We start from the raw sequence: 12862 nt of genomic DNA on the forward strand, positions 1-12862 counted from the left end.
AGACTCCAAGCACGCGGTAGTCGAGACATAAAGCAGCAGAAGTGACTACAGAAATTTTTGACGGGGCGGCATCGCTTGAGGACCGGATCCTTGGCGGGCTGGACGCCGAACAGCGCGAGGTTGCGAGCACCCTCAACGGACCCCTGTGCGTGCTCGCCGGCGCCGGGACGGGAAAGACCCGGGCCATCACCCACCGCATCGCCTACGGCGTCCACTCGGGCGTCTACACTCCGCAGCGGCTGCTGGCCGTCACCTTCACTGCCCGGGCAGCTGCCGAGATGCGCAGCAGGCTCCGGGACCTTGGCGCAGGCAATGTCCAGGCCCGCACGTTCCACGCCGCGGCCCTGCGCCAGCTCCAGTTTTTCTGGCCGCAGGCCGTGGGCGGCTCGCTTCCCAACCTTCTGGACCACAAGGCGCAAATGCTGGCAGAGGCGGCCCGGCGATTAAGGCTGAGCACGGACCGGGCCTCCATCCGCGACCTGGCATCGGAGATCGAATGGGCCAAAGTGTCCATGCTGACTCCCGCCAACTACCTCGAGAACGCCCAGGGGAGGGGCACGCCGGGCGGCTTCGACCTGACGGCTGTCGCCCGGGTGTTCCAGGCCTACGAGGACGTCAAAACCGACCGCAACGTCATTGATTTTGAGGACGTCCTGCTGATCACGGTCGGGATCCTGCAGGAAGATGAACGGGTTGCCGCCACCGTCCGGGAGCAGTACCGGCATTTCGTGGTGGACGAGTACCAGGACGTGTCGCCGCTGCAGCAGCGGCTCCTGGACCTGTGGCTGGGCGGGCGCGACGAATTGTGCGTCGTGGGCGACGCCAGCCAGACCATCTACTCCTTCACGGGCGCATCGCCCCGGCACCTCCTGGACTTCAAGGCCCGTTATCCCCAGGCCAACGTGGTCAAACTGATCAGGGACTACCGCTCCACGCCGCAGGTGGTGAAACTCGCCAACGACCTCCTGGCGGCCCGGCGCAGCGGAGGACCGGCAGCGGATGCCGCGTGGGCTGCGCCCCTGCAGCTTGTGGCGCAACGGCCCGCAGGCCCCGTGCCCACGTTCACGGAATGTGCCGACGACGAAGCCGAAGCCGCCACGGTGGCCCAGAAGATCAAGGCCCTCCTCGACGCCGGCACACCCGCCAGCGAGGTGGCCATCCTGTTCCGGACCAACGGGCAGTCCGAGGCCTACGAGCAGGCGTTGGCCGCCGCCGGCATCGGCTACCAGCTCCGCGGCGGCGAGCGGTTCTTCGCGCGAAAGGAAGTCCGTGACGCCATCCTCCAGCTTCGGGCCGCAACCAGGGCCGCCAGCGAGGCCGATGCGCCGGAGTCGTTGGGGCAGCTGGTCCGGGACATCGTTGCCTCCCTCGGCTACACAGACTCCGCACCACACAGCGGCGGCGCGCTGCGGGAGCGCTGGGAATCGCTGGCGGCGCTCGTGGCGCTGGCCGACGAACTCGTCCAGAACCGGGGACCGCAGTTTGGCCTGGTTGACTTCGTCAACGAACTCCAGGAACGCTCACTGGCCCAGCACGCGCCCACAGTCCAGGGGGTGACGCTGGCATCCCTGCACGCCGCCAAAGGCCTGGAATGGGATGCCGTGTTCCTCGTCGGGCTCAGCGAAGGCCTGATGCCCATCTCCTTCGCCGACTCGCCGGAATCCGTGGATGAGGAACGCCGGCTCCTTTATGTCGGAATCACCCGGGCCCGTGAACACCTCGCGCTGTCCTGGAGCACCGCTCGGACGCCCGGTGGCCGCGCCAACCGCAAGCCGTCCCGGTTCCTCGACGGGCTCCGGCCTGCATCAGTGGCGAGCTCAAATGCCCGCGGCAAGGGTGTGGCCCCGCGCCGGAAGGCAGCCGCCCCCGCAGTCTGCAGGGTCTGCGGGAGCATGCTGGCCACCGGCGCCGAGCGCAAGGTGGGACGCTGCAACGCCTGCCCGCCGGGTTACGAGGAACAGACCTTTGACGCACTCCGGAACTGGCGCCGGGAAGTGGCCGTGTCCACGGACGTCCCGGCCTTCGTGGTCTTCACCGACGCAACACTGACAGCCATCGCCGAGGCCCGGCCGGCCTCGCTGGAAGAACTCGCCGGCCTTGCCGGGGTGGGCCCTTCGAAGCTGGAGAAGTACGGGGAAGCCGTGCTCCGGGTCCTGGCCGAAAGTACGGCACTGTGAGTCCCGGAGCAGCGGTGGGCCCCGGAGTCGCTGCGGGGAGCCGGCGGACAGTTGCTCCGCTGACCACCGCGGACGGTGCACCGGTGGAAGTGCGCCGTTCTGCCCGCCGTACCCGGACAGTGGCGGCTTTCTGGGAGAATGGGACAGCCGTCGTTGCCATTCCGGCCCGTTTCACCGCAGCCCAGGAGTCCGAGTGGGTCCGGCGCATGCTGGCCAAGCTGCAGCGGCAGGGGGAGCGCCGCGCGGCCTCCGGCCGGAAGCGTCCCGCCTCGGACGCCGCCCTTGCCGCCCACGCCACCCACCTCTCGGGACGGTACCTCGGCGGGCGTGCCGTCCCAACGTCCGTGCGCTGGGTCAGCAACCAGAACTCGCGCTGGGGATCAGCCACACCCGCTGACGGAACCATCCGGCTCTCGGACAAACTCCGTCCGATGCCGCAGTGGGTCATCGACTATGTCCTGCTCCACGAACTTGCCCATCTGCTGGTGGCCGGGCACAACGCAGCTTTCTGGAAGCTGCTCGAGGCGTACCCGGAAACCCAGCGCGCCAAGGCATTCCTGGAAGGTGTTTCCTTTGCCACCGCGCGCGGACTGGCTGCGGCAAGGGACGGTGGGACACTTGGCGGCAGCGGCAACCAGGAGCTCGAAGGCTGGCCGGAGCTGGATGGCTGGCCGGGGGACGCCGACTAGCAGCGGCCCCCCGGCCACGGGAGAACTCAGCCTTTCGGCTGGGTGTCGCCTCCGTCGTCGTCCTTTTCTTCTTCTTCTTCCTCGCCGGCTGCTTCTCCCTTGCCGGCGTCCGCCGCCGGGGTGTCGAAACCACCATTGAGCAGTTTCTGCAGGGCATCGTCCACTTCACTGTCGGTGGCTTCGGCAAGCTTGCGCCGGCTGCTGAAGCCCTTGGGATCGTCCAGGTCCTCGGCGGTGGGGAGCAGGTCCGGGTGGTGCCAGATGGCGTCGCGCCCTTCGATGCCGCGCTCTTCCTTCAAGGTGGCCCACAGGGTGGCGGCGTCACGCAGCCGCCGGGGGCGCAGTTCCAGTCCCACCAGCGAGGCGAAGGCGTGTTCCGCCGGACCGCCGGTGGCGCGGCGGCGGCGGACGGTTTCCCGCAGTGCCGACGCCGATGGCAGCATCTTCTCGGTCGCCGCGGCGGTCAGTTCGTCCACCCACCCCTCCACGAGGGCGAGGGCCGTTTCCAGCTTCTCGAGGGCCTGCTCCTGGGCCGGGGTGCGCTGGGGCATGAAGACGCCCTGGGACAGGGCCTCCTGGATGCCTTCCGGGTTGCTTGGATCCAGGTCCCGGGCCAGTTCCTCGATGCGGGACGTGTCAATGTGGATGCCCCGGGCGTACGCCTCGATGGCGCCCAGCAGGTGTCCCCGCAGCCACGGAACCTGGACGAAGAGGCGGGCATGGGCGGCCTCTCGCACTGCCAGGAAGAGCCGGATGTCATTCTCGGGCAGGGAAAGGCCCTCACCGAAGGCGGCAACATTCGCGGGCAGGAGCGCCATCTCAAGGTCCGCCAGGGGCACGCCGATATCGGTGGAGCTGACCACGTCCGCGGAGAGCGCGCCGATTGCCTGGCCCAGCTGCATGCCGAAGATGGCGCCGCCCATGTTCTGCAGCATGGACGAGGCACCGCCCATCATGGACTTCATTTCCTCGGGCATCTGTTCGGTCATTGCGGTGGAAAGCGCGTTGGCGATGCTGTTGGCCACCGGCTCCGTCAGCCTCTTCCAAGTGCCAAGCGTCGCCTCGACCCACTCCGCCCGGGACCATGCGCGGCCGATCAGGCCGGTGGCGGGCAGGTCCGTGACGGGATCCAGCCACAGCTCCGCCAGGCGCAGGGCCTCGTCAACGTCGCGGGACTGCTGGGACGTCACAGACGGGTCAGAGCTGCTTGCCGCCACCCGGCGGGCGTTGTCGTGCGCCAGCGTCCAGTTCACTGGTCCTTCCGACGGGGCACTCATCATCGCCTGGACCTGGGAGAACATCTGGGCGAGCAGGTTGGGGTCATTGGGAAGCCCGGCAGCCTTGGCCAGTTCGGCGGGGTCGAAGTTCTCCATCCCCTTGCCGCCCATGAGGTTCTGCAGCATTTCGGTCAACGGGTCCTTGGGGGTGTCGTCGCCGTTGGACGGATTGAGTGGATTGGAGGTCATGATCCCGCCGATCGTCGGTGTGACTGTTGATCAACCTTCACGGTACCGCGGCTGCCCCCGGCTGTCTGCCGCGCTCCGGTACCGTTCGCTGTAGGCAAAGACTGTACGCGGCCGCCACCGCGTAGTCTTGGGTGGGTGACGACAACCCGTGGCAGCCACCCCTCCGAGGACCACGCCCCAGAGCTTCCGCAGGCCGCCTTCCCGTGGAAGAAGGACGACGGTGTGGCGTATGACGGCGGCCCTGGACCTTTCGAGGCGGGCGCGGCACCCAGGGATCCAAGGGTGTCCTCCATGATGCTGGCGGGGATGGCCGCGCTTGGCCTCGGCATCGGCGTCGCCACGCTTCCGGTGCCCTACGTCATCGAGACGCCCGGGCCCGCGTACAACACCCTTGGGCAGAGCCAGGGCACGCCGGTCATCAAGGTCACCGGCCGTGAATCGTATCCCGCGGCAGGCAACCTTGACCTGACCACCGTGTATGTTGCCGGCGGCCCCAACGGCCCGGTCAGCGTCCTCCGTGCGTTTTCCGCGTGGCTGGACCCCACCCACGCGGTCCAGCCGGCGGAGCTGATCTACCCGACCGGCACCACCAGGCAGGAAGCCGAGGAGCAAAGCGCCGTGGCCATGGCCACGTCGCAGGAAAACGCGGTAGCTTCGGCACTCAATGAGCTGGACATCCCGTATGGCCAGCAGCTCCAGGCAGCCGGCCTTTCCGAGGGCTCCGCCTCGGCCGGGAAGATCCAGCCCGGGGACATCCTGAAGACCATCAACGGCAAGGACATCAGCGCGCTGTCGGTCGTCCAGGAGGAACTGGCGGCCGGCAACGGCGCCCCCGCCACCGTCGTCGTGGAACGTGACGGGCAGCAGGTCACCGAAACCATCACACCCAAGAGCAACGCTGAGGGCAGGTTCATCCTCGGCGTCATGCTGAAATATCTGTTCGACTTTCCGTTCGACGTCGAGATTTCCTTGGAGAAGGTGGGCGGGCCCTCGGCAGGGCTGATGTTCTCGCTGGGCATCATCGACACAGTGACCCCCGGGGACCTGACCGGCGGCAAGCACATCGCCGGGACCGGCACCATCTCCCCGGACGGCGCCGTTGGACCGATCGGCGGCATCGCACAGAAGATGCACGGCGCCCGGGCCGGGGGAGCCACCCTGTTCCTTGCACCTGCCGCCAACTGCCCGAATGTAGCCGGACACATCCCGGACGGGCTGCAGGTGGTGCGGGTGGAGACCCTCGCGGAGGCGAGGGCCGCCGTCGAACGTGCCGCCAGCGGCCAGGACACATCCGGCCTACCCACCTGCACAAACAACTAGACTGGGCGCAACTAGACTCAAGAGGAACTAAGCTTTACCGCCACTCGTGGCAAATATATGGCGGACAAAACCAGCCGTTGGCTGGCGGAGTCCACCGCCAGCTCGCACGCTCCAAATATCTGACGACCAGCTATGAGGTACCCAGTTTGTCCCGTCCCGCCAGCACCATGTCCACAGGCAGACCCCCTTCCCGGCGCGGCGCACTGACGCCCACCCTGATCGTTGTTGCCCTCGTGGTTGTGGGCTTCATCTTCTTCGCGAACGTCTGGACCGACGTCCTCTGGTACCGGCAGCTGGGCTTCCTTGAAGTCTTCGTCACCGAGAACCTCGTCCGGATCGCCATCTTCGCGGCCGGCTTCGCCATCATGTTCGCGGCAGTGTTCTTCGCCATCCGCATCGCCTACCACGCCAGGCCGGTCTACGCTCCGGACTCCGATATCCGGGACAACCTCAACCGCTATCAGGCCCAGCTGGAACCTGTCCGCCGGGTGGTCATGGTGGGCCTGCCCGTCCTCTTCGGCCTCTTCGCCGGCAGCGCCGCCGCGAGCCAGTGGCAGAAGGTGCTGCTGTTCTTCAATCAGGAGGGCTTCGGCCAGTCCGATCCGCAATTCAACCTGGACATCAGTTTCTACCTGATGGTCCTGCCCTTCCTTGGGTTCGTCACCGGCTTCCTGATCAGTGTCGTGGTCATTGCCGGCATCGCTGGCATCCTGACGCACTACCTTTACGGCAGCATCCGCCTCATGGAACGCGGAGTGTTCACCAGCCGGGCCGCCCAGATCCACATCGCCGTCACCGGCGCCGCGTTCCTGGTGCTGCTGGGCGTGAACTTCTGGTTGGACCGTTACTCGGCGGTGCAGAGCAATAACGGGCGGTGGGCCGGTGCACTGTACACCGACGTCAACGCCGTCATTCCGACCAAGGCCATCCTGGCCGTCGCTGCGGTGCTGGTGGCCATCCTCTTCGTCGTTGCCGCCGTCATCGGACGCTGGCGCCTGCCCGTCATCGGAACGGCGATGCTGGTCATCACCTCCATCCTGGCGGGGGGCGTCTACCCCTGGGTCATTCAGCAGTTCCAGGTGCGGCCTTCCGAGGAAACGCTGGAAAAGGAATTCATCCAGCGCAACATCGACAACACGCGCAGGGCGTACGGCCTTGATGCCATTCAAGAAAGCCGCTACGACGCCACGAACACGGCAAGCACGGGAGCCCTCGCCCCCGATGCCCAGACCACTGCAAACATCAGGCTCCTTGATCCGAACCTGATTTCCGACGCCTTCGCACAGCTGGAGCAGTACCGTCCGTACTATCGCTTCCCCGAAACCCTGAACGTTGACCGTTACGAAGTTGACGGTCAAATCCAGGACACGGTTATTGCTGTACGGGAACTGAACCCTGCCAACGTTGCCACCAACCAGCAGGGCTGGCTCAACCAGCACGTGGTCTACACCCACGGCTACGGTGTGGTTGCGGCCAAGGGCAACAAGTTCACGGTGGACGGAAAGCCGGAGTTCCTGCAGTCGGGCATTCCCTCTACCGGTGTCCTGGGTGACGATTCTTCCTACGAGCCGCGGATCTACTTTGGGGAGTACTCGCCCGACTACTCGATCGTGGGCGCCCCGGAAGGAGCCCCGCCGCGGGAGCAGGACAGGCCCTCCGGTGAGGGGGAGACCCAGTACACCTTCAAAGGCAACGGCGGACCCAATGTCGGCACGTTCTTCAACAGGGTGCTGTATTCCATCAAGTTCCAGTCTTCCGACCTGCTGCTGTCGGACGGTGTGAACCCAGAGTCGCAGATCCTTTATGACCGCAATCCGCGGGACCGGGTCAAAAAGGTTGCGCCGTACCTGACGGTTGACGGCAATGCCTACCCCGCGGTGGTGGACGGCCGCGTGAAGTGGATCGTGGACGGGTATACCACCAGCCAGTACTACCCGTATTCCCAGCAGGAGCAGCTCTCGGATGCGACTGCAGACTCGCTAACCACGTCCGGCCGTACAGTGGCCCTGCCGAACAGTACGGTCAACTACATCCGGAACTCCGTGAAGGCCACGGTGGATGCGTACGACGGCTCCGTCACGCTATACGCCTGGGACGACCAGGACCCGCTGCTGAAAGCCTGGCAGAAGGTGTTTCCCACATCGCTCAAGCCCTACTCCGAGATGTCGGGCGATGTCATGTCCCACGTCCGGTACCCGGAGGACCTCTTCAAGGTCCAGCGTCAGCTGCTGGGTGAATACCACGTGACCAACCCGTCCACCTTCTACCAGACGAAGGACGCCTGGAGCGTTCCGAACGACCCCACAGTGGATTCCACTACAGGAGTGAAGCAGCCGCCGTTCTACATGTCCCTGCAGATGCCGGACCAGGACGAGCCCGCGTTCCAGCTCACCTCCTCGTTCATTCCACAGATCGTCAACGGCAACGCCCGCAACGTCCTGTATGGCTTCCTGGCGGCAGATTCTGACGCGGGCAATGAGGCAGGGGTCAAGGCGGAAGGCTACGGCAAGCTGAGGCTGCTGCAGATTCCGCCGGAGACGCAGGTCCCCGGTCCCGGCCAGGCGCAGAACAAGTTCAACTCCGACCCCACCGTGTCGCAGGCCCTGAACCTGCTGCGTCAGGGCGCCTCGGACGTGCTGAACGGCAACCTGCTGACCCTGCCTGTCGGCGGCGGCATCCTGTACGTGCAGCCGGTCTACCTCAAGTCCACGGGCGAGACGTCCTACCCCACGCTGCAGCGCGTGCTGGTGGCGTTCGGTGACAAGGTTGGCTTCGCACCCACACTGGATGAGGCGCTGAAGCAGCTCTTCGGCGGTGATTCCGGTGCTGCTGCCGGGGACTCGGACAACAATGGCCAGGCGCCTGCCGATCCGGCAACGCCTGCGGCGCCCGGGGGAGTGGACGCGAAGGCCGAGCTGAAGGCGGCGCTGGATGAGGCAAACGCCGCTATCCAGGCCGGCCAGGCCGCACTGGCGGCGGGTGACTTCGCGGCCTACGGCGAAGCCCAAAAGCGGATTGCGGCGGCGCTCCAGAAGGCCGTGGATGCCGAGGCCAAGATCCCGGTAGCGGCGCCCGAGGCCACCCCCGCCCCGGCGTCGACGGCAACGCCCGAGGCGTCGCCGTCGCCTTCACCCAGCAACTAGACGACGACGGCGGCCCGGCCTCCCGGCCCCTCGCGGGCGAGGTGCCGGGCCGGCGTAACGGAGATCACGCCGTCTCGATTTGGCCGCCTGTTCACCTCCCGGTAAAGTAGTTCTTGCGACGCGGGGTGGAGCAGTTCGGTAGCTCGCTGGGCTCATAACCCAGAGGTCACAGGTTCAAATCCTGTCCCCGCAACTGGCGGAAGGCCCGGACACTGGAAACAGTGTCCGGGCCTTCTTGCTTTAACCCGTCCGGCAGGTGCCAAACCGGCTGGTAAATGCCGGTGCGAAAATAGGGTAGTGTTGTTTCAGCGACGCGGGGTGGAGCAGTTCGGTAGCTCGCTGGGCTCATAACCCAGAGGTCACAGGTTCAAATCCTGTCCCCGCAACCACGAAAGACCCCGACCGGCAGGACAGCCGGCCGGGGTCTTCTTTTTCCTTCATCACGGGTAGTTCCTAGTATTCTCTTTCGCAGAGCCTCACAGCAGTGAGCAGTTGGCCAGTCATTCTCGAGAGGAATGTTGCTCGATGTCCACACCCACGAAGAAGCCCGGCACCGCCGCGGGCAAGCGGTCCCGCCTCTACTGGGGCGTGCCGGCTGTCCTCGCCGCGCTTGTCCTGGTGGTCCTGGCCGCCAAGGGGCTGATGGGGCTTCCTGCCGTCGCCTCCTTCGTGGCGGACTATCCGGGCCAGTCGGAACTTCCGGAGAACGCCCCGGTGGGCTTTCCCGCCTGGCTGGCGTGGCAGCATTTCCTCAACGCTTTCTTCCTGCTGCTGATCATCCGCACCGGCTGGCAGGTGCGCACCACCACCCGTCCCAGCGGGTACTGGACCCGCAACAACAAGGGCCTGATCAAGACCCGGAACGCCCCCACCAAGATCAGCCTTGAGCTGTGGTTCCACCTGACGCTGGACGCCCTGTGGATCCTCAACGGGGTGGTGTTTGCGGTGCTGCTGTTCGCCACCGGACAGTGGATGCGGATCGTCCCCACCAGCTGGGACGTGTTCCCGAGCGCCCTCTCGGCGGCACTGCAGTATGCGTCACTGGACTGGCCCACGGAAAACGGCTGGGTCAACTACAACGCCCTCCAGCTCCTGACCTACTTCATCACCGTGTTCATCGCGGCGCCGCTGGCCTTCATTACCGGCCTGCGGATGTCCTCCGCCTGGCCCAAGAAGGCGGCAAGGCTCAACAAGGCCTACCCCATCGAATGGGCACGCGCGGTCCACTTCCCGGTGATGATCTACTTCGTCGCCTTCATCGTGGTCCACGTCTTCCTGGTGCTGGCCACCGGCGCACTGCGGAACCTGAACCACATGTACGGCGCAAGGGACGACGACGGCTGGTTCGGTTTCTGGGTGTTCGTCGCCTCGGTGGCCGTCATGGTCGCAGCCTGGTTCCTGGCACGCCCGCTTTTCCTGCGGCCAATTGCTTCGCTGATGGGCAAAGTCAGCAGCCGCTGACCAAGGCTATTCGTCCTTGAGCGCCCGGTAGGCATCCAGGGCCCGTTCCCGGGACTCCGCCAGATCCACCAGCGGCCTAGGGTAGCTGTCCGCCTCCGCCGTCCACGGCTCGTGGATTTCCTTACCCTTCAGGCCCTGGAGCTCGGGGATGAAGGTGCGCAAGTAGCGGCCGTCGGCGTCGAACTTCTTGCTCTGCGTCACCGGGTTGAAGATCCGATAATAGGGGGAGGCATCCGCGCCTGACCCGGCCACCCACTGCCAGTTTGCGGGGTTGTTGGCGGCGTCGGCGTCCACCAGGGTGTCCCAGAACCATTCCTCCCCGATGCGCCAGTCGATGAGGAGGTTCTTCACCAGGAAGGATGCAGCCGCCATCCGTACACGGTTGTGCATCCATCCGGTCTTCCAGAGCTGCCGCATCCCGGCGTCCACGAGCGGATATCCGGTGTTCCCCTGCTGCCAGGCGGCAAGTTCCTTGCGGCTCACCTGGCCCCACTGGAAGTTATCGAATGCGGGCCGGAAGTTCCGGGTGGCAAGGTCGGGGTTGTGGTACAGCAGGTGCCAGTTGAACTCGCGCCAGCCGAGTTCTGCACGGAAGGTCCCGACGTCGGCAGGAATCCTTCCGGAATGGCGGCGGTGGATTTCGCGCCACACGCGGAACGGGCTGACCTCACCAAAGCGCAGGTGCGGCGAGAGCCGGCTGGTTCCCTCCGTGCCGGGAATGTTCCGGCCGCTGCCATAATCCTCGATTGGTCCGTCCAGGAAGTCCGCCAGGCGGTCGGCCGCCCCCTTCTCACCCGGCTCCCAGCTTTCAGCCAGCCCCGTGCTCCAGTCGGGGGAGGTGGGCAGCAGCTTCCAGCTGCCGAGAGCATCGCTTGCGGGCACGCCCGGACCGGAGGCCGCAGGTCCCGGCAGTGATGAAGGAGCGTCCAGCGGGTCCCGGATGTCGGCGGACGCCATACAGGCCCGCCAGAACGGGGAGTAGACCTTGTACGGCCCGCCGGCCCCGGTGCGGATGGTCCAGGGCTCGAACAGGAGGTTGGCCTGGAAGCTTGAGGCCTGGATGCCGTTTTCGCCTGCCCAATCTTTGAGCCCCGCGTCGATGGTGCGCTCAGGCTGGCCATACCTGCGGTTCCAGAAGATATGGCTGGCATTCGTTTGCAGGGCAAGATTCCGGATGATGGATTCTGACTGACCGCGGCGCAGTACCAGGCGCGAGCCTTTGGCCTCAAGGTCCGTGGCAAGAGCGGCGAGGGAATGGTGCAGCCACCAGCGGGTGGCGCCACCCAGGGGACGTACGCCCTCGGACTCCTCGTCCAGGATGTACACCACTGTCATCGGCTTGCCCAGGCCGGCGGCTTCTGCCAGGGCCGGGTTGTCGTCCAGCCTCAGATCGTCGCGCAGCCAGACCAGGGATGTCTCGTTGGAGGAGGCCATGCCACCACGCTACACACCGGGGCACGGATAAGGGCCAGGGATGTCGGGTCCTGGCCCTTGTTCCGCGCTAGGGGAACAGCGTTCTATTCGTGCCTGTCAAAGCTTGTCGAAGTCCGCTTCTTCCACGGTTGACTCGGAGGACGTGGAATTGCCTGAGGCAATTGCAGGCTTCGCGCCGCCGGACTTCAGCGCGGCCAGGCGGGCCTCGATTTCCACCTGTTCCCCGAGGTCCTCGAGCTGGTTGAACTGGGCGTCCAGGCTGGAGGCAGCGAGTTCCTGCTGGCCGCGGACCTTGGCTTCCTCACGGCGGATCTTTTCCTCAAACCGGCCCACTTCGCTGGTGGGGTCCATGATGTCGATGCTCTTGATGGCGTCATGGACCTGCGACTGGGCAGCGGCAGTCTTGGACCGGGCCACCAGTTCGTTGCGCTTGCTGGTGAGCTGGTTGAGCTTGCCCTTCATCTGCTCCAGGCCGGTCTTGAGCTTGTCCACCACCTCGCGCTGGGACATGATAGCCGGCTCCGCACCCTTGGCCTCGTTCTCGGCCGCCATCTGGCGCTGCAGGGCAACCTTGGCCAGGTTGTCGAACTTCTCGGCGTCAACAACGTCGCCGCTGGCCCGGAACTCATCGGCCTTGCGCGATGCAGCCAGGGCCTTGTTGCCCCAGTCGCGGGCGTTCTTGATGTCCTCGTTGTAGTCATCTTCGAGCATCCGGAGGTTGCCGATGGTCTGTGCGACGGCGGATTCGGCCTCGGCAATGTTGTTGGTGTAGTCCCGGACCATCTGGTCCAGCATCTTCTGCGGATCCTCAGCGTTGTCCAGCAAAGAGTTGATGTTCGCCTTTGCCAGCTGCGCGATACGGCCGAAAATGGACTGCTTAACCATGGTGTTACCTTTCGTCCTGCTCTGTGATGGCCACTGAAATCCGTAGACAGTGGTGTACTGCTTCCGGGCGCCGGCCGGAGTCTCCGGAAGGCGCCAAGGTCCGTGCCGGTACTAGAAGTCGCCTCCGCCGCCGGAGTCGCCGCCCCAGCCGCCCATGTCACCGCCGCCGAAGTCGCCGCCGCCCCAGCCGCCGCCGTTGTGTGTCAGCCGCCGCCCCCGCCCCACAACTTCCGCAGCTCCGGAAAGGCGTGTTCGTAGCCGGTGAGCAGGTCCGCAGCCAGGTGCGG

General features: G+C 65.8%; 8 protein-coding genes and 2 tRNA genes. 7 read left to right on the forward strand and 3 right to left on the reverse strand.

The window, feature by feature from the left end; all coding sequences use genetic code 11:
• Positions 1–41 precede the first annotated feature (41 nt).
• Positions 42–2177 (forward strand): ATP-dependent DNA helicase UvrD2, encoded by a 2136-nt coding sequence (locus AC5RT3_RS02270; RefSeq protein WP_494123382.1) that lies wholly within the window; start codon positions 42–44, stop codon positions 2175–2177.
• A 14-nt stretch (positions 2178–2191) separates the two neighbouring features.
• Positions 2192–2866 carry a M48 family metallopeptidase gene (locus AC5RT3_RS02275; protein ID WP_494123393.1) on the forward strand — a complete coding sequence of 225 codons (675 nt, stop codon included), beginning with the start codon at positions 2192–2194 and terminating at the stop codon, positions 2864–2866.
• A gap of 26 nt (positions 2867–2892) precedes the next feature.
• Here AC5RT3_RS02275 and AC5RT3_RS02280 read toward each other — a convergent pair whose 3' ends face one another.
• Positions 2893–4332: a zinc-dependent metalloprotease gene (locus AC5RT3_RS02280; protein WP_494123383.1), complete on the reverse strand. Its 1440-nt coding sequence runs from the start codon at positions 4330–4332 to the stop codon at positions 2893–2895.
• 291 nt (positions 4333–4623) lie between these two features.
• Here AC5RT3_RS02280 and AC5RT3_RS02285 point away from each other — a divergent pair, with 291 nt between their 5' ends.
• The 5 genes from AC5RT3_RS02285 (at position 4624) to AC5RT3_RS02305 (ending at position 10256) form a co-directional block, all read left to right on the forward strand.
• Complete coding sequence (locus AC5RT3_RS02285; RefSeq protein ID WP_494123394.1) at positions 4624–5652, forward strand: YlbL family protein; 1029 nt, start codon at positions 4624–4626, stop codon at positions 5650–5652.
• Between the two features lie 167 nt (positions 5653–5819).
• Complete coding sequence (locus AC5RT3_RS02290) at positions 5820–8795, forward strand: UPF0182 family membrane protein (protein WP_494123395.1); 2976 nt, start codon at positions 5820–5822, stop codon at positions 8793–8795.
• A 119-nt stretch (positions 8796–8914) separates the two neighbouring features.
• Positions 8915–8988, forward strand: a tRNA-Met gene (locus AC5RT3_RS02295).
• Positions 8989–9107: 119 nt separating this feature from the next.
• Positions 9108–9184, forward strand: a tRNA-Met gene (locus tag AC5RT3_RS02300).
• Between the two features lie 136 nt (positions 9185–9320).
• The gene (locus AC5RT3_RS02305; RefSeq protein ID WP_494123384.1) at positions 9321–10256 is read left to right on the forward strand and encodes a cytochrome b/b6 domain-containing protein; all 936 of its coding nucleotides are present in this window, start codon (positions 9321–9323) and stop codon (positions 10254–10256) included.
• 6 nt (positions 10257–10262) lie between these two features.
• On the opposite strand, the gene AC5RT3_RS02310 is transcribed toward AC5RT3_RS02305, so the two are convergent.
• Complete coding sequence (locus AC5RT3_RS02310) at positions 10263–11690, reverse strand: cryptochrome/photolyase family protein (RefSeq protein ID WP_494123385.1); 1428 nt, start codon at positions 11688–11690, stop codon at positions 10263–10265.
• A gap of 96 nt (positions 11691–11786) precedes the next feature.
• On the reverse strand, positions 11787–12575 hold the full coding sequence (locus AC5RT3_RS02315; protein WP_494050854.1) for a PspA/IM30 family protein: 789 nt from the start codon (positions 12573–12575) through the stop codon (positions 11787–11789).
• Positions 12576–12862: the final 287 nt, after the last annotated feature.

Source organism: Arthrobacter sp. Y3221159 (assembly GCF_059089885.1).